21 protein-coding genes are annotated in these 19,752 nt (G+C 42.6%); 16 read left to right on the top strand and 5 right to left on the bottom strand.

Going from position 1 to position 19,752, the window contains the following annotated elements:
* Nucleotides 1-74: 74 nt before the first annotated feature.
* The 3 genes from EXT47_RS06555 (at nt 75) to EXT47_RS06545 (ending at nt 4,107) form a co-directional block, all read left to right on the top strand.
* Entirely contained in the window at nt 75-2,018 is a 1,944-nt protein-coding gene (locus tag EXT47_RS06555) for an LTA synthase family protein (protein ID WP_226898917.1), read from the top strand.
* 75 nt (nt 2,019-2,093) lie between these two features.
* Complete coding sequence (locus EXT47_RS06550) at nt 2,094-3,737, top strand: phosphoethanolamine transferase (RefSeq protein WP_130126149.1); 1,644 nt, start codon at nt 2,094-2,096, stop codon at nt 3,735-3,737.
* On the top strand, nt 3,727-4,107 hold the full coding sequence (locus tag EXT47_RS06545) for a diacylglycerol kinase (RefSeq protein WP_010605037.1): 381 nt from the start codon (nt 3,727-3,729) through the stop codon (nt 4,105-4,107). The genes EXT47_RS06550 and EXT47_RS06545 overlap by 11 nt, the downstream gene beginning before the upstream one ends.
* A 67-nt stretch (nt 4,108-4,174) precedes the next feature.
* On the opposite strand, the gene EXT47_RS06540 is transcribed toward EXT47_RS06545, so the two are convergent.
* The gene (locus EXT47_RS06540; protein WP_130126148.1) at nt 4,175-5,410 is read right to left on the bottom strand and encodes a DEAD/DEAH box helicase; all 1,236 of its coding nucleotides are present in this window, start codon (nt 5,408-5,410) and stop codon (nt 4,175-4,177) included.
* Nucleotides 5,411-5,824: 414 nt separating this feature from the next.
* On the opposite strand from EXT47_RS06540, the gene EXT47_RS06535 reads away from it, so the two are divergent.
* On the top strand, nt 5,825-6,109 hold the full coding sequence (locus EXT47_RS06535) for a hypothetical protein (protein ID WP_130126147.1): 285 nt from the start codon (nt 5,825-5,827) through the stop codon (nt 6,107-6,109).
* 41 nt (nt 6,110-6,150) lie between these two features.
* Here the strand turns inward: EXT47_RS06535 and EXT47_RS06530 are convergent, their stop codons facing one another.
* Nucleotides 6,151-6,585, bottom strand: coding sequence for a hypothetical protein (locus tag EXT47_RS06530; RefSeq protein ID WP_010373924.1), 435 nt, complete (start codon nt 6,583-6,585; stop codon nt 6,151-6,153).
* Nucleotides 6,586-6,850: 265 nt separating this feature from the next.
* Between EXT47_RS06530 and xthA the strand changes: the two genes are divergently transcribed.
* From xthA to rlmA, 3 genes are all read left to right on the top strand, one after another.
* Entirely contained in the window at nt 6,851-7,660 is an 810-nt protein-coding gene (gene xthA, locus EXT47_RS06525) for an exodeoxyribonuclease III (RefSeq protein ID WP_010373922.1), read from the top strand.
* An 81-nt stretch (nt 7,661-7,741) separates the two neighbouring features.
* The gene (locus EXT47_RS06520) at nt 7,742-8,365 is read left to right on the top strand and encodes an energy-coupling factor ABC transporter permease (RefSeq protein ID WP_045963956.1); all 624 of its coding nucleotides are present in this window, start codon (nt 7,742-7,744) and stop codon (nt 8,363-8,365) included.
* Nucleotides 8,362-9,162 (top strand): 23S rRNA (guanine(745)-N(1))-methyltransferase, encoded by an 801-nt coding sequence (gene rlmA / locus EXT47_RS06515; protein WP_045989340.1) that lies wholly within the window; start codon nt 8,362-8,364, stop codon nt 9,160-9,162. Before EXT47_RS06520 ends, rlmA begins: the two co-directional genes overlap by 4 nt.
* Before the next feature lie 67 nt (nt 9,163-9,229).
* On the opposite strand, the gene yfbV is transcribed toward rlmA, so the two are convergent.
* Complete coding sequence (gene yfbV / locus EXT47_RS06510) at nt 9,230-9,676, bottom strand: terminus macrodomain insulation protein YfbV (protein WP_010605045.1); 447 nt, start codon at nt 9,674-9,676, stop codon at nt 9,230-9,232.
* 152 nt (nt 9,677-9,828) lie between these two features.
* Between yfbV and EXT47_RS06505 the strand changes: the two genes are divergently transcribed.
* The 7 genes from EXT47_RS06505 to EXT47_RS06475 all read left to right on the top strand — a co-directional run bounded on the left by EXT47_RS06505 (nt 9,829) and on the right by EXT47_RS06475 (nt 16,381).
* A complete protein-coding gene (locus EXT47_RS06505) occupies nt 9,829-11,028 on the top strand; it encodes an acetate kinase (RefSeq protein WP_045989341.1) in 1,200 nt (399 codons plus the stop codon).
* Nucleotides 11,029-11,030: 2 nt separating this feature from the next.
* Nucleotides 11,031-13,178: a phosphate acetyltransferase gene (gene pta / locus EXT47_RS06500; protein WP_205991254.1), complete on the top strand. Its 2,148-nt coding sequence runs from the start codon at nt 11,031-11,033 to the stop codon at nt 13,176-13,178.
* A gap of 157 nt (nt 13,179-13,335) precedes the next feature.
* A complete protein-coding gene (locus EXT47_RS06495) occupies nt 13,336-13,716 on the top strand; it encodes an ACT domain-containing protein (RefSeq protein WP_010605048.1) in 381 nt (126 codons plus the stop codon).
* Nucleotides 13,713-14,225, top strand: coding sequence for a PTS glucose transporter subunit IIA (locus tag EXT47_RS06490; RefSeq protein WP_039497428.1), 513 nt, complete (start codon nt 13,713-13,715; stop codon nt 14,223-14,225). Before EXT47_RS06495 ends, EXT47_RS06490 begins: the two co-directional genes overlap by 4 nt.
* On the top strand, nt 14,222-14,569 hold the full coding sequence (locus EXT47_RS06485; RefSeq protein ID WP_039497426.1) for an ArsC family reductase: 348 nt from the start codon (nt 14,222-14,224) through the stop codon (nt 14,567-14,569). Before EXT47_RS06490 ends, EXT47_RS06485 begins: the two co-directional genes overlap by 4 nt.
* The gene (gene dapE, locus EXT47_RS06480) at nt 14,569-15,696 is read left to right on the top strand and encodes a succinyl-diaminopimelate desuccinylase (protein ID WP_130126145.1); all 1,128 of its coding nucleotides are present in this window, start codon (nt 14,569-14,571) and stop codon (nt 15,694-15,696) included. The genes EXT47_RS06485 and dapE overlap by 1 nt, the downstream gene beginning before the upstream one ends.
* A complete protein-coding gene (locus tag EXT47_RS06475; protein ID WP_240701596.1) occupies nt 15,665-16,381 on the top strand; it encodes a M15 family metallopeptidase in 717 nt (238 codons plus the stop codon). The genes dapE and EXT47_RS06475 overlap by 32 nt, the downstream gene beginning before the upstream one ends.
* A gap of 42 nt (nt 16,382-16,423) precedes the next feature.
* On the opposite strand, the gene EXT47_RS06470 is transcribed toward EXT47_RS06475, so the two are convergent.
* Nucleotides 16,424-17,311 (bottom strand): NAD(P)-dependent oxidoreductase, encoded by an 888-nt coding sequence (locus tag EXT47_RS06470; protein WP_039497421.1) that lies wholly within the window; start codon nt 17,309-17,311, stop codon nt 16,424-16,426.
* A 128-nt stretch (nt 17,312-17,439) separates the two neighbouring features.
* On the opposite strand from EXT47_RS06470, the gene EXT47_RS06465 reads away from it, so the two are divergent.
* Nucleotides 17,440-17,955, top strand: coding sequence for a glutathione peroxidase (locus tag EXT47_RS06465; protein WP_010373899.1), 516 nt, complete (start codon nt 17,440-17,442; stop codon nt 17,953-17,955).
* The gene (locus tag EXT47_RS06460; RefSeq protein ID WP_039497418.1) at nt 17,921-18,901 is read left to right on the top strand and encodes a 2-hydroxyacid dehydrogenase; all 981 of its coding nucleotides are present in this window, start codon (nt 17,921-17,923) and stop codon (nt 18,899-18,901) included. Before EXT47_RS06465 ends, EXT47_RS06460 begins: the two co-directional genes overlap by 35 nt.
* Nucleotides 18,902-18,979: 78 nt before the next feature.
* Here the strand turns inward: EXT47_RS06460 and EXT47_RS06455 are convergent, their stop codons facing one another.
* Nucleotides 18,980-19,567, bottom strand: coding sequence for a phospholipid-binding protein MlaC (locus EXT47_RS06455; RefSeq protein ID WP_039497416.1), 588 nt, complete (start codon nt 19,565-19,567; stop codon nt 18,980-18,982).
* Nucleotides 19,568-19,752 lie beyond the last annotated feature (185 nt).

The raw sequence follows: 19,752 nt of genomic DNA, 5'->3' as shown, positions 1-19,752 counted from the left end.
CCGAAGGATTTCCTAAGCTTTTCTTAAGTTTCGTCGGATAGTCTTGTGATAAATGCAACTATTCTTAACATTCTATGAACAAAGTACACTTTTCAACTCCTTATGCACAACCTTTCATGGTGTTTTTCCTGTCCTTGTTGGTGATTTTGACGCTTAGCCGTTTAGGACTATCAGCTTGGATGTTAGAGAGAATGGCAGGCTCTGATCCTTTGACCTTTGTGATATCAGGCCTGCGAGTTGATTTGAGTACTACCGCTTATCTCGCAATACCGCTCTTATTGTTAATGGTCACACACTATTTTATGCCTAAACCATTGAAGCCTTTACTTACGGCGCTAGTAACGGGGTATATTGCGTTGGGTATTGCATTTGTCCTACTACTCGAAGCTGCAACTCCTGCATTTATTTTGCAATACGACATCAGACCAAACCGTTTATTTATTGAGTATCTGATTTACCCCAAAGAAGTCATGTCAATGTTGTTGAGTGGTCACTTGGGCACAGTGATATTGACCCTACTTTTATGTACTTTAGCTTTAATAACCACCTTGAGATATTTTCCTCGCATTGGCAACGATGTGCCATTAAAACGGAATATGGCTATCTCTACTTTTTGTAGTCTAATCTGTTTAGCGCTATTAGCGAGAGGTACTCTGGGTCATAGACCACTAAACCCTGCTACCGTCTACTTCTCACAAGATGCATTGGTTAATTCGTTGACCATCAACTCTGCTTATAGTGTTGCGTTCGCAGCAAAAAATATGGGTAGCGAAAAAAGTGCCAGTGCGCTTTATGGTTCGCTATCCAAAAAAAAGGTTTTTGATACAGTAAGAAAAGCAAGTTACAAACAAGGTTTTATCTCAAATACACTTCCTACCCTAGCCACTAATCCGGCATACCATCAGGGTAAAAAGAAAAATTTAGTGATTATCTTGGAAGAAAGCTTAGGCGCGCGTTTTGTCAGCTCGCTAGGGGGAGCAAATCTAACCCCAGAGTTAGATAAACTGTATCGAGAAGGCTGGGGGCTGGAGAACCTCTACGCAACGGGCACCCGATCGGTTCGCGGAATTGAAGCCGTGATCACCGGCTTTGTACCTTCACCGTCACGCTCCGTCGTTAAGCTTTCAAAGTCTCAGCAACAGTTTTGTACGTTGGCGGATATTTTAGCCAAAGAAAACTATACCACACAGTTTATTTACGGTGGCGAAAGCCACTTCGATAACATGAAAAGCTTCTTCTTAGGAAATGGCTTTCAACGTATCGTTGACTTTGATGATATTGAAAACCCAGAATTTGTTGCGTCTTGGGGCGCCAGCGACGAAGATCTGTTTAATCAAGCGGATAAAGAACTAACTCAGCTGAGTGAAGAAGAAAAGCCATTTTTTAGTTTGATCTTTACATCTAGCAATCACGACCCGTTTGAAATTCCTGACGGAAAAGTAATGTTACCAACAAATCATAAAAGTGATAAACCTGCGCGAGATCTCGCTATCAAGTACGCCGACTATGCGCTCGGAAAGTTTATTGATAAGGCCAAGCAAAGCCGATATTGGCAAGATACTATCTTTTTAGTCGTTGCAGATCATGATGTCAGGGTGTATGGATCCGAGCCCGTCCCTATTAAGTCTTTTCATATTCCAGCCGTTATTTTGAATTCAGGCTTTAATCAGAAACAAGATAAAAGGTTGGTCAGTCAAATTGATTTACCTGTCACTTTGCTTTCTTTAATAGGGGTTGAACGCCCAACGCCTATGCTTGGTTTTGACTTAACCAAACAATATCCAGTGCAAAGAGCGATGATGCAATATTACGATAATTTTGCCTACATTGAAGATGACAAAGCCGCCATTTTGATGCCAGGCAACAAAGTGAGTTATTGGCAATATGACACGGCGACTAAGATGCAAAAACCACTGGTGAATACAACGCACACCATTGATTTGAAAGAAAAAGCACTATCTCATGTATTATTTAGTAATTTGGCCTATCAGGAGCAAATTTATCGATTAAAAGAGTAAAGCATAAGGTTGTCTTAAGTATTTCTATAGAAAATAAAGATAACTTAGTTTTTATTTTCTCATCAGGAGTTGGATATGTTTAAATTTTTAAAACATATCTCCCCATCAGGCTATACCAGCCTGATGGTTCTCGCCACCCTTTATTGTACCTTTGCTTTTAATAGCCTATTTATTATCAAAGTCTTTAATGTTTCTACAATACAGGAGTGGTCCGATTGGCTATTTTTAGCGTCTGTCCCTATTCTTTTGTTTTTCCTGACACTGTTACTATTTAGTTGGTTTTCTTTAATCACCTTCGTACGGCCTTTTCTATTCATTACCATTGTGTTATCTAGTGTGTTGCTATACGCATCAATAAACTACGGCGTCATATTTGATAAAAGCATGATGCAAAATATTATTGAAACAGACACAGGGGAAGCATTTTCATATTTAAATATAAATCTAGTTCTTTTCGTACTAACTTTGGGTTTAATTCCTGCTTATTTAATGACAAAAAACAAAATCAGGCAGCCACTAAAGCAAAGACTAAAATCCTTTATTCTCATTAATTTTGTTTCAATAACCTTCATCTCTTTGATAGCATTTAGCTTTTATCAAAACTATGCTTCCGTTGGTAGAAACAATAAAGAAGTCGCAAGCTATATCACGCCATTTTCATTTTATATTGCAGGATATAAATACCTGAGAGATAACTATTTTTATCCTCCATTACCATTTCGATTACTAGATAAAACACCTGCTTTAGCTTCCAAGTCAGGTGCTAATATTACCGTTGTCGTCGTTGGTGAAACTGCACGTGCAAGCAACTTTTCACACGGAGGCTATAAAATAGATACTAACGAATACACTAAACAGGACGGCATCAAATATTTTAGTAAAATGTCATCTTGTGGCACAGCGACAGCAATTTCAGTACCCTGTATGTTTTCACGGCTAGATAGAGCACATTACAATAGCCGTCTTGCTCAGAGCCAAGATAACGTGCTTGATGTGATCCACAGGGCTGGCGCCGAAGTGTTTTGGATAGACAATAATAGTAGTTGTAAAGGTGTATGTAATCGGGTTGAGAATTATCGGATTGATACTAACAAGGATAACCCGCTGTGCGACGGTAAGTATTGCTTTGATGAGGTACTAATCCCATCACTTATGACTACCATAAACAACGCGCAAACAAGCAATATTGTTGTTGTCTTACATATGATTGGCTCGCATGGCCCAACTTATTACCGCCGCTACCCTAAAACGCAGCAAAAATTCCTCCCAGATTGCCAACGTAGCGATATCCAAAATTGTACGCCTCAAGAATTAGTGAACACCTATGACAATACCATTGCTTACACAGATTTAGTGTTGCACAAAATCATTACACAACTGTCTTCGTTAGACGCAGAAACAGTCAACATGCTCTATGTTTCCGATCATGGCGAATCACTTGGTGAAACCGGATTATATTTACATGGCTTTCCATACCGTCTTGCGCCTAAAGAGCAAACCCAGATCCCGATGATTTATTGGAGTAATCGCCTAACAAATAAAAGCTACAGTGGTTGCATTGACGCTGTAAAACAGCAACCCCTTTCTCATGACAATATCTACGATACGTTACTTGGCTTAACCCAAGTTAATTCGAAAACCTATCAGTCCAAAAATGACATATTCGCAACCTGTCGAACTCAATTACTCGCAACTAATGGAGAAACTAATGCATTTTGATAACACCAATAAGCCAACTGGAGCAAAACGACTATTGCTGGCGCTTGGACACTCATTTAGAGCGTTTAATTGGCTCACAAAAAATGAATCCGCCTTTCGGCAAGAGCTTATTCTACTGCTGGTTACTATCATTTTGCTGTTTACACTTGAACTTTCACTCTATGAGCGCGTTATGCTGTTTTGTGCAACGCTGTTTGTGATGTTTGCAGAGATAGTAAATACCGCTATTGAAGCAACAATTGATAGAGTCGGTTTAGAAATCCATCCACTGTCGGGGCTTGCCAAGGACTTGGGCTCTGCAGGCGTATTGATCGCACTTATCGTTTTTATCTGTATCTGGGGCAGCTGTTTATATCAAAACCTCTACTAGCAATTAATGGCCAATGATGCTTATGTTTGGATGAGAGAAGCCAAACATAAGCTTTAGCGCTAAGCCATTACTTCCTTTTACGCTTGGTTCTTGTTCCTAGAATACGCTTTTTGTCTCTTTGCTTCTTAGATTTACCAGAATTACGGCGAGTGTCTTTAGGCTCTTTGGTTAAATCAGGTTCATAGCCTGGCAGCCATTGCGGTGCAAATCGCTCATCTAAGAAAATTTCTATTTCTTCTAGTAGCCACTGTTCATCAATACTCACAAGCGAAATGGCTTGGCCATTTTGTCCAGCACGACCACTACGGCCGATACGGTGCACATAGTCTTCAGCAACATAGGGTAACTCAGCATTGAAGACATAGTTTAGCGAGTCAATGTCAATGCCACGAGCTGCTACATCCGTTGCAACTAAGACGCGAATTTCACCTGATTTGAATTGAGATAGCGCTTTGTCACGCGCGCCTTGAGACTTATCACCGTGGATCGCTGCGGTTTTAAGGCCATCCTTATTCAATTCTTTTGTGTAGCTATCAGCACTATTTTTTGTGCGAGTAAACACCAGTACCTGATGCCAATTATTTTTGCCAATCAAGTGGGAGATCAATTCACGTTTGCGATCTTCGTCTACCGAATAGAAAGTTTGCGTAACTGTGCTTGCGGTGCTGTTTTGGGATTCAACTCCTACTCGCTTAGGGTCGTTCAACCAAGGTTTTACTTGGGATAACACAGCATCGTCAACCGTAGCTGAAAATAGCAACGTTTGACGCTTAAGCGGCATAGTGCGCATGATCCGCTTAATTTCCCCCATAAACCCCATATCTAACATGCGATCTGCTTCATCGAAGACCAAGTGTTGAATATTTTTGAGTGTTAATGTGCCTTTGATTAGGTGGTCAAGTAAACGCCCAGGTGTCGCAACCACTACGTCTACACCCGCTCTTAAGCGCTTTTCTTGCGGGCCAATATTTGCACCGCCATATAAGCACACGACATTCAAGTTAGTGTTCATCACTAACTTTTCAGTATGCTCTGCAACCTGCTGTGCCAGCTCACGAGTCGGCGTTAATATCAATGCCCTAACCGATTTCTCACCTTGCGTGGCGCCTATCAGCATGGAGTGCAAAATCGGCAGCATGAAGGCGGCAGTCTTACCGGTTCCAGTTTGGGCACTTGCAATTAAATCACAACCACTGAGCAGAAGTGGAATACTCTTTTCTTGAATTGGTGTGGGTGACTCAAACCCAAGCTCAGTAATTGCGCTTAGTAGTTCAGGGTGAAGTTGTAACTCGCTAAATGTCATTGGAGATCAGTGTCTATTACCAAAATTGAGCGGATTATAGCAAACAATTATCTAAGCACTGTAATGTTCAATCTAGTTAACCTGAGGTTTGGATAAGGAATATTTCAACTCATTGTTTCTAAAGTACAACTTAGTTTTTTCCTTGTCTAGCCTAAGAGTTTTAGGGAAAACACCGCTTCCGCGTCCTGCTCTCGCTAAGGTACCTACATCCTGTAGGCAAGACGAATTTACGCACCAATAGCTGGCTATTGGAAGTGAATTCAACGCAGTTAGCGCTAAAACTGGCTGCTAGAAAGGCATTAATTATCCGCAGCTCAGGTTAGTTACTTTCCACTGATTTCTATTTGGCCAGAGCAACTTCTCAGATAAGATTAATCACGCTAATGCTCAAAAGTGATAAATAAGGAGATGCACATGTCACAAAAGCGATTGAAACTTCTAGCGGTGAGCCTAGGGTTTCTTGCCATTGCGCCTTTATTTGGTTTACTCATTGCTGAGCTTAGTGTTGCAGTACTAGATTGTCGGGTTTCAGAAAGTGGTCATTCTGATTGTGTTATCGGCGGTATTGATATTGGAATGCTACTGGCCATTTTATATACAGGTGGTTGGGTAAGTATGATTTCTATTCCTGTGGCAGGCTTGGCGGCTTTGGTCTGTTACGCCAAATACCGTGATGCAAACCTAAATAACAACCAATAAAAAAGGGGCTAACTGCCCCTCTTCTCTTTACATCAATTTGATTAAATTGCTGCGTTTCTGAATTCTTTAACAAATTGCTTAACAGGCATATCGTTACAACGTAAGTTGCGAACCTGTTGGTTGTTCAAACGTAAGTGATTAACGCCGTGACGTACTGCATCTAAACATAGCTCAGTTGCGGTATCTGTTTTTTCAGCGATTAGCTCAACTTTCTTTTCTTGCTTTTGCGAGCGCTTTGCCGCTTTTGCAAACTCACGGATATCTTCACCATTACAGTGGATGCTTGGTGAGAAGCGAGAAATAAATAAGCCTAGTGATGCAGCTTCTTTACGTGCTGCACTGAAACCTTGCTCTGCTGCAACAGCACATACTTTCGTCGCTGGTGATGCGTCAGCTTGAGTGAACTCAACCTGTGAAGCGAAAGCCGTTGTAGAAACCAAAGAAACAAGACCAAAGAAAGAGAGAGATTTAAGCATAATATACCCCAATTGAACGATTCGGCGCGGATTATAATTACAACGACGAATAAGTAAACAGCTAAATCATGCAATTTTGGTTATTTAATGATCTATTTACACTAAGCTAAAATCCTCGTTATCCTCTCGCTAAACTTGTGCAAAATTTAACAACTGCCAACATGCTTATCAGCTGACTAAAGAAGTAATTTCACCCAAGCGCTGACCCTCTCGTTTTTAAGTGATAAACTTTGCCAAATAACAGCAAGAATCTAAAGAGAGCGCTATGAAAATTGTTTCGTTTAATATAAACGGCCTCAGAGCTAGACTGCATCAATTACAGGCATTGATTGAAAAACACCAACCTGATGTCATTGGACTGCAAGAAATTAAAGTCCATGACGAAGCTTTTCCTATCGACGATGTAGAAGCACTTGGCTACCATGTTTACTTCCATGGTCAAAAGGCGCATTACGGTGTGGCACTACTCTCCAAGAAACCTGCAAAAGCTATCCAAAAAGGCTTCGCAACGGATACTGAAGAATCACAACGTCGCATGATCAGCGGTACATTTGAAAGCGATTCAGGTAATGAAGTTACCGTTATGAATGGTTACTTCCCTCAAGGTGATAACATCAGCCATGAAACTAAATTTCCGTATAAAAGACAATTTTATGCAGATCTCATGACCCACTTGAATGATTTTGCCGATCCTCAATCTAACCTTGTTGTCATGGGCGATATTAATATTTCTCCACTTGATGCGGATATTGGTATTGGTGAGCAAAACCGCAAGCGTTGGTTAAAGACGGGTAAATGCTCGTTCCAACCAGAAGAGCGCGAGTGGTTAAAAACACTGCTAGATTGGGGCTTTAAAGATACATTTAGAGTGCTGACACCTGATGCAACCGAAAAATATTCGTGGTTTGACTACCGCTCAAAAGGGTTTGATGATAACCGAGGTCTGCGCATAGATGTGGTTTTAGCAACCGCTCCATTAACTGCGAAATGTATTGAAAGTGACATAGATTACGAATTGAGAGGAATTGATAAGCCCTCTGATCACGCACCAATTTGGGCAACTTTCGACATTTAATCATCTGCTTTTTCCGCCGAGACTGTGAATACAGTGCTCGGCATAGAGCAAAATCACCAATTTTAAAAACTGGATAGAAACGTGACGTTTATCGCTGCCCTTGGGTTATTTTTACTCAGTTTTCATCGCAAAGAATACCAGCAATTACTACAAGTACCAGCCAGACAAACCGGCGTATTAAGTTGTGCGGTTGTCCTCACGTTGCTGTGGCAAATAAAAGCAGGCATTTTACCTGAGCTGAACATTCATATTCTTGGAATAACAGCAGTAACGTTAATTTTAGGTTGGCGACTGGGTGCGTTAAGTGCAACTTTGGCCTGCTTCGTCCATAGTTACTTTAGTGCTTTTACCTTGGTGGAGTTTGGTAATTTTTGGCTGTTTACTGCACTGATACCTGTCTACTTAAGCTATGGACTCTTTGCCCTTTGCTATCATCATTTACCGCGGCACTTTTTCGTTTATATTTTTGTTTGTGCATTTATTTTCGCAGGTACGGTGGGCTGTTTAAAGATACTTCTAAGCGCATTCTATTATTATGCAATCGATGCCTATACTTGGTATCAGTTGGCAGACAATTATCTCCATTTTGCCGTAATAATGTGGTTCCCTGAAGCCATGTTAAATGGCATGGCCATCACCTTACTCATTACATATCGCCCACATTGGGTAAAAACTTTTTTTGATAGGGAATACTTAGACAAATGATCTCCCACTACCGCTGTCCACTGTGTAAACTGCCTTTATATCAAGGCGGTGCAAGCTACAGCTGCAATAATAATCATCAATTTGATATTGCCAAAGAAGGCTATGTCAACTTACTACCCGTGCAAAATAAAAAGTCAAAACAGCCGGGCGACAATCAAGAAATGGTTGCGGCGCGTCGGGCATTCTTCGAAACCGATCATTATCACTTTCTACGTGATAGGCTTGCACAAATTGTCTCTGAAAAAGCACCGACTACCCTGCTGGACTTAGGATGTGGTGAAGGCTTTTACACCCATGAAATCGCAAATCGCTGCGAGAATGCCAAAGTCTACGGGGTCGATATCGCAAAGCCTGCTGTCCGCTATGCCGCTAAACGCTATCCTCAAGTAGAATTTAGCGTAGCCTCCATCAAAGAGGCTCCTTTTGAAAATGAATTTGCAGATGTGATTGTGAGTATTTTTGCGCCAGTGTTCGCCGAGGAGCTCGCCCGTCTATGCAAACCATCAGGCAGTTTGTATGTCGTCTCACCCGGTGAACACCATCTATTCGAACTCAAGTCTCTGATTTATGACAATGTAAAGCTACACAAGGCACCAGAAACACCACAAGGGTTTGAATTGGTTGAACGGACTAAATTACAACAAACACACAGAATGGAATTTGAGTGTGTTGAACACCTAATCATGATGACGCCATTTGCTTGGAAATTTAAGCAACAACACATGGACAGATTACAGAAGATGGACCATATCGAAATCACGCTCTCGTTTTTGATAAACGAATATCAGCGCAAGTAACCCAACATCAGATCACTAATTATGAGCAAATCGCTGCCTACTTGCTTGGTAGGCAGGAAAACAGAAACTACAGATTTTCTTGCGTAAACGCTTTGTCCATTTTATCGAACATATCTTTTAGCAATCGCGCTAAATCTCTATATCTAGGTTTTCTTGAGGACAGGGGTGCATCGTAGCCATTGGCAACCATCTTTTGATGCAGTTCTGTATACCAAGAATACAAAGCCGGATTTAACGGCGTTTCAGCTCTTTTACCAAGCCATAATAATCCTTGGACAGGAAGCGATAAAAAGAACAAAGCAATCGCAATGGCTTGCGGCAAATATTGAAAACCCAATTGGCTGGTCTGCAAAAACAGGGTAAACACCGCCAGCATAGGCATTGTATTTAAAGCAAGTTCTGTCGCCTTGATCACCCTAAATTCGGGGAACAACGGTGCTAATTCCTTGCGCATAGGCCACTCTTTCGAGTATTGACGTCCAAGTTGCACTTGCGAAATAAGACTTTTTTGCATCATAACTCCTAGGTGCTAACTTTTATATAAAAAATGAGGTAAAATCGACGTCTTTACTGTCAACTATACCTTAGTCTAAATGCGTAGCTTATATGCGCTATAGCTTTAAGCTTAATACGCAATAACTGTTATTGTCAAAACGGAAAGTCATTATGTCATCTCAGCATGTTTTGGTTCTTAATTGTGGAAGCTCCAGTCTTAAGTTTGCAATCATCGATAACGCAACGGGAGAGGAGATATTATCAGGTCTGGCTGAACGCCTAGCTGAACAATCACCACAAATTAAATATAAGTTCCAAGGCAACAAGGAAATCGTGCCCCTAAATAGTGGTGATGCGCACCAAGTTGCGATCACGACACTTGTAAAACTCATCAAAGATCTCGCGTTAGACGCAAATCTTGTTGCTGTCGGCCATCGCGTGGTACACGGCGGTGAGCGCTTTACACAATCTGTCATTATCGATGACTCCGTTATAAATGCTATCCAAGAAACGGCTAGTCTGGCGCCTTTACATAATCCAGCTAACCTACTTGGGATCCGCGCAGCTCAAGCCGCATTTGCGCATCTACCGCAAATTGCTGTCTTTGATACGGCTTTCCATCAAAGTATGGATCAAACAGCGTACCTTTATGCCCTACCTTATTCACTATATCGTGAACATGGTGTTAGACGTTACGGTTTCCACGGCACCAGCCATGCTTATGTATCGGCGCAGGCCATTGAGATTTTAGGCTTAAAAGATAAGCCATCTCGTATTATTACCGCACACTTAGGCAATGGTTGTTCCGTTACCGCGATTAAAGACGGTAAATCGGTGGACACCAGCATGGGCTTAACACCATTAGAGGGTCTAGTGATGGGCACCCGAAGTGGTGATATTGATCCGGGCTTGTTCTCGTTTTTAGTTAACCACCTGAACTATTCAACACAGCAAATTGACACTTTGTTGAATAAACAAAGTGGCCTTCTAGGTATTAGTGAGCTTTCTAACGATTGCCGAACGATTGAAGAAGCTGCACAGGAAAACCACCCTCAAGCAACACTGGCGCTTGATATTTTCTGTTATCGTTTAGCCAAACAAATTGCTAGCTTCTTGGTACCACTAAACGGTTTAGATGCACTTGTATTTACCGGTGGAATTGGCGAAAACTCTGACGTTATCCGTGAAAAAGTAGTAAACCAGCTTAACTTCCTTGGCATGCATATCAATAAAGCGCGTAACCTCAACGCACGCTTTGGAAATCAAGGTGTGATCACTGATGAGTCTCACTCTCCTGTCGCTATGGTCATCCCAACCAATGAAGAATGGGTGATTGCCAACGACGCAGCTACGCTTGCTAAAGGAGTGTAATGATGGGTCGTCGTATTATGCTTATTCCTATTTCAACGGGCGTTGGTTTGACGTCGGTGTCTGTAGGAATAGTCCGAGCACTGGAACAAAAAGCGGTAAAAGTAAACTTCTTCAAGCCAATCGCACAACCTCGTAAAGATGAAGTCGGCCCTGAGAAGTCAACACTCATCGTTCAGCAAGGTTCAACCATTGCCCCACCCACGCCCTTTGAGCTGAGCTACGCTGAGCAAATGATAGGTGATGGTAAAGGCGATGATTTGTTAGAAGAAATTGTGGAGCGCTTTGAAGGCACAGTACAAGACGATGAAGTTGCCATCATTGAAGGAATGGTACCCACCCGTCGTCAACCTTACGCTGGCCGTGTAAACCGCGAGATTGCGCAAACATTAGGTGCAGATATTGTGTTTGTCTTAACGCCGGGTAATGACTCTATCGACGAGCTTGAAGACCGTTTAGAGATTGCTGCAGGCAATTATGGCGGTGTAAACCACCCTCGCGTATTGGGTTGTATTTTCAATAAAGTGAATGCACCGCTGGATGAAGATGGCAGAGCGCGCGCCGATCTGGTTGATCAATACAAACCAGAAGAGCTTGAAAACGAAATGAATCGTTTGGCATCGCTGCCTATTTTCAGAAAACATCCATTTCAACTTTTAGGTGCCATACCATGGGACTTTGACTTAGTTGCGCCGCGAGTTATCGACTTAAGCAATTATTTAAAAGCCGAAATCATCAATGCGGGTGATATGGAGCACCGTCGTCTGCGCCGTGTTACTTTCTGTGCAAGAACAGTATCGAACATTCTTAATCACTTTACGCCAGGTGCCCTGTTGGTTACTCCAGGCGATCGTTCAGATATCCTAGTCGCTGCGTGTTTATCGGCCATGAATGGCACCAAGATTGGCGCTATCTTGTTAACTGGTGGATTCAAACCAGAAGAGAAGATCATGACCTTATGTGAGCAAGCGATGGATACAGGTCTGCCTATTCTCGCTACTGAGGCTGATACTTGGCGCACTTCTTTGCTATTACACAATTTCAATATGGAAGTGCCCAGCGATGACGAGCAGCGCATCGAGCGCGTAAAGCAGCACAACGCCCGTCACATCGATAGCGAATGGCTGGAAAGTTTGGCCAAAGGGGTCGCAAAAACTCGCAAACTCTCCCCTCCTGCGTTTCGTTATCTGCTAACTGATTTAGCTAGACGTGCAAGCAAAACCATTGTGCTGCCTGAAGGTAATGAGCCGAGAACGATTAAGGCAGCTGCTATCTGTGGTGCGCGAAATATCGCTAAAACCGTACTACTTGGAGACAGAGAAGAAATTGAGCGTATCGCCCAGCAACAAGGTGTTGAGCTGAATGAAAACGTGACTATCTTATCTCCTGAAGAAGAGCTGCAAAAGTACATTGCGCCTATGGTTGAGCTACGTAAAAACAAAGGCCTAACCGAGGTTGTTGCGGCAGAGCAACTGCAAGATAACGTCGTGCTCGGCACCATGATGTTAGCCGAAGGCCAAGTTGATGGCTTAGTATCTGGTGCGGTAAATACCACCGCCAATACCATTCGCCCACCACTGCAGTTAATCAAAACGGCACCAGGCGCGTCGTTGGTAAGCTCAGTATTTTTTATGTTGCTACCGGACCAAGTGTTAGTATACGGCGACTGCGCAATTAACCCAGATCCAACGGCAGAGCAGTTAGCAGATATTGCAGTTCAATCTGCAGATTCCGCTGCAGCATTCGGCATTGAGCCTCGCGTTGCCATGATCAGTTACAGCACAGGAACATCAGGACAAGGTGCAGATGTAGAAAAAGTGCGTGAAGCCACAGAGATCGCACAAAAGAAACGCCCTGATCTCGATATTGACGGGCCGCTGCAATACGATGCTGCCATTATGGAAAATGTCGCACGTAAAAAAGCGCCAAACAGCAAAGTCGCTGGTAAAGCAACGGTATTTGTCTTCCCAGATTTAAATACAGGTAACACCACATACAAGGCGGTGCAGCGAAGTGCTGAACTTGTTAGCATCGGACCTATGTTACAAGGTATGCGTAAGCCGGTTAACGACCTAAGCCGCGGGGCTTTGGTTGATGACATCGTGTACACCATTGCCTTGACTGCTATTCAGGCAACACAAATCGAAGAATAATCTTTATACCAAGGGCTCAATGCATGAGCCCTTTTCTTTTTCATCTCACTAATCCTTTCTTTTGCCTAGAATTCGGGCGAACGCTCTGGTCTTTAAATTGACTTCGCTATACTATGAATTATACCAATTGGTATTTTTCCAAAAACAAGGGTTGGTAATGTCAAAGCAAACGCTGCAATTGCTCAAACAAGAATTTACGATACATAGCTTGGATTGCGATGACGCTGTTCCACAAGCAGTGTTAAACAGTGAAATCTTTTTTATTGCCAAAACTGAGGATGAACTCTCTATCGTTTGCGCGTCAGATATCGCAGTCAGTAGCCTCGCGGCTGAAAGTCATTGGAGAGCATTGGAAGTCGTTGGCCCGCTGGGATTTTCGCTGACGGGTATTATGGCTAATATTTCTGGTGTGCTAGCAAAGTCCAACGTCTCTATTTTTACCTTATCAACATACGATACCGATTATATTCTGGTAAAAGAAAGCCAAATCCAGCAAGCGATGCAAGCGCTCAAAAAAGATGGATATTTATTACTTTGATTGAACTCTCACCACCAATCCAATATCGGCCAATCTCCCAAATCGCAAACCCGATTGCGCATATTCCAAGTCCTTTTTCCGGCAAAGTCTTACCGCTCAGTACGCATCCAAACGCGGCGATTGCGTCTGGTATGTTAGGAATAGGCGTTTGCGTACAAATGCGTGTGCCTTTGTTGCTATCTCCTTGTAACGGAAAACTAATCCAGATCAGAAAAAATAACTGCGAATACATTTTACACGCCAATAACGGCTTAAAAATGTTACTGAGCTTAGAAATCGGCAATGAGTTTGCCAAACCCGAATATCTCAAAGCAAACAGCTTTGGCAAAACCACGATTAAGCTTGGAGAGCCGCTATGCTTTTTTGATATTCCACTCAGTGAAGCAAAAACCATGGCCGCCATTGTGCTACTCAATGCACAAAAGCTTGGTGCGTGTTATTATCCTTTAAAACAAGTATCTGCGGCCAAAGAGCCGATAATCACAATTGCAAGGGCGTGTGCTTTATGACAATCACCATGTATGGGATCAGCAACTGCGATACCATTAAAAAAGCCAAAAAATATCTCCAAGACAACAATATCGAATTCACCTTTCACGACTATCGCAAAGATGGATTAGACGAAGCTCTACTCACTGCTTTTATTGACCAACTTGGCTGGGAAAACGTGTTAAACAAACGCGGGACCACATACCGAGCGCTTAGCGAAGAACAAAAACAAAATCTCGATGCGCAGTCAGCTAAGCAACACCTTTTGGCGGCACCAGCCATGATAAAACGCCCTATTTTGCAGTACCAAGGTCAATATCACTTGGGTTTTAAAGCTGCACAGTATGATGAGATTTTTGCCTAATGAGCGAAGTAGTTAAGCTCGCTCAAGCTCTGATCCAAAGGGCTTCTGTTACACCTGATGATGCTGGCTGCCAACAATTAATGAATGAACGCTTGGCAAAGCTTGGCTTTATCATCGAAGAACACTTCTTTGTTGATACGCTCAACACCTGGGCACGAAAAGGCGACAGCGGACCACATTTTTGCTTTGCTGGACACACAGATGTAGTACCGGTTGGTGACGAGAGTCAATGGCAGCACCCGCCATTTGCTGCAGTGATTGAAAATGACATGTTACATGGCCGCGGAGCTGCTGACATGAAAGGCTCACTTGCAGCTATGGTCGTGGCAACGGAGAGGTTTATCGAAAAACACCCCAACCACAAAGGGTCATTGTCTTTTCTGATAACCTCTGATGAGGAAGGCCCTTTCGTGAACGGCACAACTCGAGTTATAGATTTATTAGAAGCCCGAAACGAAAAAATTGATATGTGCTTGGTTGGTGAACCTTCATCACGCTATGAGCTTGGCGACGTAGTAAAAAATGGTCGTCGCGGTTCACTCACCGGACACCTAAAAGTGATTGGAAAGCAAGGTCATGTAGCCTACCCTCATCTCGCTAAAAACCCCATCCACTTGTCTGCAGCGGCAATTGCTGAACTCAGTCAGACCGAGTGGGATCAAGGGAATGCATTTTTCCCCGCAACAAGCTTCCAAGTTTCCAATATCAATGGCGGAACTGGAGCTGGCAATGTGATACCGGGCTCTTTGCAAGTACAGTTTAACTTTCGCTTTAGCACCGAAGTTACAGCCGATGAGCTCAAACAACGTGTTATTACTATTCTAGACAAGCATCAACTTGATTATGAGCTGAATTGGATACTGAATGGCCTACCGTTTTTAACAGAGCCAGGTCCATTGCTCGATGTGACGATTGCAGCCATCAAAGAAGTGACGGGAAGGCAAACCACACCGGAAACTTCAGGTGGCACGTCGGATGGCCGATTTATTGCCCAAACGGGATGTAAAGTAATTGAGCTTGGTCCAATTAATGCCACAATCCATCAAGTCGATGAATGCGTGAGTTGCAAAGACTTAGATCAATTAGCCTTAGTCTATGAAAAGATCTTGGAGAAGCTACTTGCCTAGCCGCTATATGCTTACAAGCGCTGAATGCAGCGCTTGTGGCGTTAATGAATCACATCTGTTTTTTTACCATGGTCGTCATGTGCACAGCGCAATCGTTTCCGATCTCAGCGCCCTCTCACAAGCTGCAAAAAGGGCAGGTTTTGAGTTCTACATGGCGTCCGCATATCGAGGATTTGAAAGGCAAAAAGCGATTTGGAATAGCAAGTTTGCAATGCGCCGTCCTGTTTTTGATATCACTAACCGAAAGATAGAACTGAGTAATCTCTCAGACATCGACAAAGTAAAAGCAATTATGCTGTTCTCCGCCCTACCTGGTGCTAGTCGCCACCATTTGGGCACTGATCTGGATGTGTTCGCCAAAAACCTCGTACCGACAGGACAATCACTTCAACTAGAACCATGGGAATACCAGCAAAATGGGCATCAGCACGAATTTTCGCTGTGGCTTGATGCGCATTTAGCAACTTTTGGTTTCTACCGGCCTTATGATTGCTATCGAGGGGGAGTTGCTGCGGAGCCTTGGCATATTAGCCACCAGCTAACGGCATCAAAGCTTGCCACGCTGCAGTCCGTTGATGCAATTGATGCCGTGCTGAAACGCAGCGATATCAAAGGTAAAGACGCAATATTGGCGAATCTCAGCGCACTACATCAGCAATTTATCACCAATGTAGCGCAGCCATAACGACTGATCCGAGCTTAAGTTACTTAGACTAGAAACGAAAGGTTATTTGTTTTTGTCGTGGATAGCATCAAGTCTTGCCAGTAGACTTGAGGTATCAAAACGGTTGCCGCCAAGCGCTTGAACATCTGCATAATATTGGTCCACTAAAGCTGTAAGCGCCAAATTTGCGCCGTTACTTCTTGACTCGTCTAGAGCAATGCCTAAATCTTTTCTCATCCAATCGACTGCAAAACCAAAGTCATATTCGCCCGCTAACATGGTTTTATAACGATTCTCCATTTGCCAAGAACCAGCGGCACCCTTAGCAATCGTTTCAATTACCTTTTCACCATCAAGACCCGCTTTTTTAGCAAAGTGTAAGCCTTCTGCAAGTCCCTGCACCACACCCGCGATACAAATCTGATTAACCATTTTACAAAGCTGCCCTGCACCCACTTCTCCAATTAATTGGCTAAAACGAGCAAACGCGGCCATGATTGGCTGCGCTTTAACAAACGTACTTTCGTCTCCTCCAACCATCACCGTCAACACGCCATTTTCTGCGCCAGCCTGACCACCAGATACCGGGGCATCTAAGAATTCAACTTGTAATTTCTTGGCTTCTTGCGCTATTTCACGGGCAACTTTTGCAGATGTTGTAGTATGGTCAACTATCACAGCTCCCGGCTTTACTCCCGCTAATACACCACTTTCGCCATATACGACTGAGCGTAAATCGTCATCATTGCCAACACACATAAATACAAAATCACAGTCAGTCGCCGCGTCTTTAGGTGTAACTGCAAAGTTGCCAGCATACTCAGCGGCCCATTTTTCGGCTTTGCTGGTGGTACGATTGTATACTGTGACTTGGTAACCCGCTTTTTGCAAATGCCCAGCCATTGGATACCCCATGACACCTAATCCTATAAATGCGACTTTCACTGACATATTTCTGTCCTATTTCGTTGTTATCTTAATAAGAATGGAGTTTTTATACCCGAGCACCTCTGTCATAGCAAATGAAAAAACCGCTTTGATACCGAATAACATGAATAAATCACACGGAGCCTGAAAGGATGGAGAATATTTATCGTTTTAGTGCACAACTTATTGATGGCCAAGTTTTGCCATTACAGTCTCTGGCGGGAAGACCGCTATTGATCGTTAACATTGCGAGCAAATGTAGCTTTGCTCCGCAACTGTCTGCACTTGAAAAGCTATACAGCAAATACAAACCTTTTGGATTTGAGGTACTGGCCTTTCCTTGTAACCAGTTCGGTCGCAATGAACCACTTGAAGATGAAATGCTTAAAGAGTTTTACAATACACATTTCAATTTAAGCTTTAAGATCTGTACTAAAACACAAGTCAACGGACCTGATGCACACCCATTATTTAGCTATTTAAAATCTCACACTCGTGGTATCGCGCAAAACCGCGCAATTAAATGGAATTTTACCAAGTTTCTAATAAACTCTGAAGGCATGCTAGTATCAAGATATGCCCCAAGAACAAAACCAGAAACGCTTAAGTCAGTGATAGAGAGCCACATTAATCATGAGAATCGCCCTATTCAGTTCGCAAAACTATGAAGTGCCGTTTTTTGAGCAAGCCGTAAATTCCTACTCTGAACTTGAAATAAGTTTTATTAGTGAGTCACTCAATGAAAAAACTGTTTCGCTGTGCCAGCACTATGACGCGGTTTGTGTATTTGTAAACGATACTGTAAATGCGCAAGTGATTGATAAACTGGCTGACTATGGCGTTAAAACCATCGCCCTACGCTGCGCAGGTTTCAATAACGTTGATATTCAACAGGCAAAACAGCGTGACATAAAGGTTGTCCGTGTTCCAGCCTACAGCCCAGAAGCGGTTGCAGAACACTGTATCGCGTTGATGCTAACGCTCAGCCGCAAGACACATAAGGCCTACAATCGAGTTCGAGAAGATAATTTTGATCTCAACGGCTTACTCGGTTTTAATATTTATAATAAAACGGTTGGTATCATCGGCTGTGGCAAAATTGGCCAAGCCTTAGTCAGTATCTTAAACGGCTTTGGTGCCAATGTGCTGGTTTATGACCCAAACATTGGAGAAGGCCCCTATACTTTGGTCTCTCTAGATATCTTACTAGCACAATCGGATATTATTAGCTTGCACTGTCCGCTTAATGAATATACTCATCATATTATTGATGATGCTGCGTTTGCCAAAATGAAAGCGGGTGTGATGCTTATTAACACCAGTAGAGGCGCGCTGTTAGATAGCAAAGCCTGTATCGCCGCGCTCAAGTCTAAACGCCTCGGTTACCTTGGCTTAGACGTGTATGAGCAAGAGTCAGAGCTATTTTTTAAAAACCACAGTGAAGAAATAATTCAAGACGATGTTTTCTCGCGTTTGGTTAGCTTTCCCAATGTACTAGTTACAGGGCATCAAGGCTTCTTTACCAAAGAAGCACTAAAACAAATTGCAACAATAACCTGTGAAAACCTCGACGCAGCAAGACTGGAAAAGCCGTTGATAAACCAAGTAGTCTGATTTCAGAACCAAAAAAAAGAGCATATCAATCATGATGTGCTCTTTTGGTTACTTCAAAGTCGGGGGAAGTAATTTGATTTATGCTTTACTCTTCAATTCAGCCGTAACCTGAGCTAAACCTACTTCTGAAATTCTCATCGTGATCTCTTTTTGCTTAGCACTCAATAAAGAAATACCTTCAGCAACCATGTCATACACTTTCCAGTCTCCATCTTTGCTTTGACGAAACTTAAAATGCATGTCTATATCTGGTTTTGATTGCTCTCTTATTACCACCTTAACCGTCGCAAAATCAGCACCATCAGAAACCGGTAACTCTTCAAACAATACGTCTTGGCCTTTGTACTGTAAAAGTGCATTAGCGTAAGTAGATACAAGATAGTTATCAACCGCACTAATAAACTCGATGGCTTCGTCTCTTTTTAACCCTTTAATATGTTTACCAAGCAATTTAAAAGATACAAACTTCACATCGATGTGTGGCATCAAGCGACTACGTACTATGCCCTTCATCTGAGTTTCAGTTGCCTTGCCATCTTGATTAACCGTTTTTATATCAGCAAATAGCTTATCGCCAACTTGGTTAATTAATTCATAAGGTGTGTCATTCGCAAACGCGACACCTGAGAAGATGAGAAAACTGAAAATAACAAGTAACTTTTTCATTGTTTAATCCTTATTAAACTGATGACACTAGTCTATCCAATTTGACGAGTGCAAATAAACATATCAATTCGCACCAAATTGATGCCCCTCCGACATCAATTAACGCAATGTAAAATTTCGCCTTACGATGACAATGACTCTTTATGAAGTCGTAAAGGAAAGGCGTATTCCCTTCATGGCGAGGC

The sequence above is a fragment of the Pseudoalteromonas sp. CO342X genome (assembly GCF_004208915.1).
GTDB lineage: Bacteria > Pseudomonadota > Gammaproteobacteria > Enterobacterales > Alteromonadaceae > Pseudoalteromonas > Pseudoalteromonas maricaloris.
Note: the sequence above shows the minus strand (reverse complement) of the source record. Positions and strands in the feature narration are given on the sequence as shown.

Coding starts and splice junctions, on each gene's coding strand:
- EXT47_RS06555 (WP_226898917.1), top strand. CDS start 75: ATGAACAAAGTACACTTTTCAACTCCTTATGCACAACCTTTCATGGTG.
- EXT47_RS06550 (WP_130126149.1), top strand. CDS start 2,094: ATGTTTAAATTTTTAAAACATATCTCCCCATCAGGCTATACCAGCCTG.
- EXT47_RS06545 (WP_010605037.1), top strand. CDS start 3,727: ATGCATTTTGATAACACCAATAAGCCAACTGGAGCAAAACGACTATTG.
- EXT47_RS06540 (WP_130126148.1), bottom strand. CDS start 5,410: ATGACATTTAGCGAGTTACAACTTCACCCTGAACTACTAAGCGCAATT.
- EXT47_RS06535 (WP_130126147.1), top strand. CDS start 5,825: ATGTCACAAAAGCGATTGAAACTTCTAGCGGTGAGCCTAGGGTTTCTT.
- EXT47_RS06530 (WP_010373924.1), bottom strand. CDS start 6,585: ATGCTTAAATCTCTCTCTTTCTTTGGTCTTGTTTCTTTGGTTTCTACA.
- xthA (WP_010373922.1), top strand. CDS start 6,851: ATGAAAATTGTTTCGTTTAATATAAACGGCCTCAGAGCTAGACTGCAT.
- rlmA (WP_045989340.1), top strand. CDS start 8,362: ATGATCTCCCACTACCGCTGTCCACTGTGTAAACTGCCTTTATATCAA.
- yfbV (WP_010605045.1), bottom strand. CDS start 9,676: ATGCAAAAAAGTCTTATTTCGCAAGTGCAACTTGGACGTCAATACTCG.
- EXT47_RS06505 (WP_045989341.1), top strand. CDS start 9,829: ATGTCATCTCAGCATGTTTTGGTTCTTAATTGTGGAAGCTCCAGTCTT.
- pta (WP_205991254.1), top strand. CDS start 11,031: ATGGGTCGTCGTATTATGCTTATTCCTATTTCAACGGGCGTTGGTTTG.
- EXT47_RS06495 (WP_010605048.1), top strand. CDS start 13,336: ATGTCAAAGCAAACGCTGCAATTGCTCAAACAAGAATTTACGATACAT.
- EXT47_RS06485 (WP_039497426.1), top strand. CDS start 14,222: ATGACAATCACCATGTATGGGATCAGCAACTGCGATACCATTAAAAAA.
- dapE (WP_130126145.1), top strand. CDS start 14,569: ATGAGCGAAGTAGTTAAGCTCGCTCAAGCTCTGATCCAAAGGGCTTCT.
- EXT47_RS06475 (WP_240701596.1), top strand. CDS start 15,665: ATGAAAAGATCTTGGAGAAGCTACTTGCCTAGCCGCTATATGCTTACA.
- EXT47_RS06470 (WP_039497421.1), bottom strand. CDS start 17,311: ATGTCAGTGAAAGTCGCATTTATAGGATTAGGTGTCATGGGGTATCCA.
- EXT47_RS06465 (WP_010373899.1), top strand. CDS start 17,440: ATGGAGAATATTTATCGTTTTAGTGCACAACTTATTGATGGCCAAGTT.
- EXT47_RS06460 (WP_039497418.1), top strand. CDS start 17,921: ATGAGAATCGCCCTATTCAGTTCGCAAAACTATGAAGTGCCGTTTTTT.
- EXT47_RS06455 (WP_039497416.1), bottom strand. CDS start 19,567: ATGAAAAAGTTACTTGTTATTTTCAGTTTTCTCATCTTCTCAGGTGTC.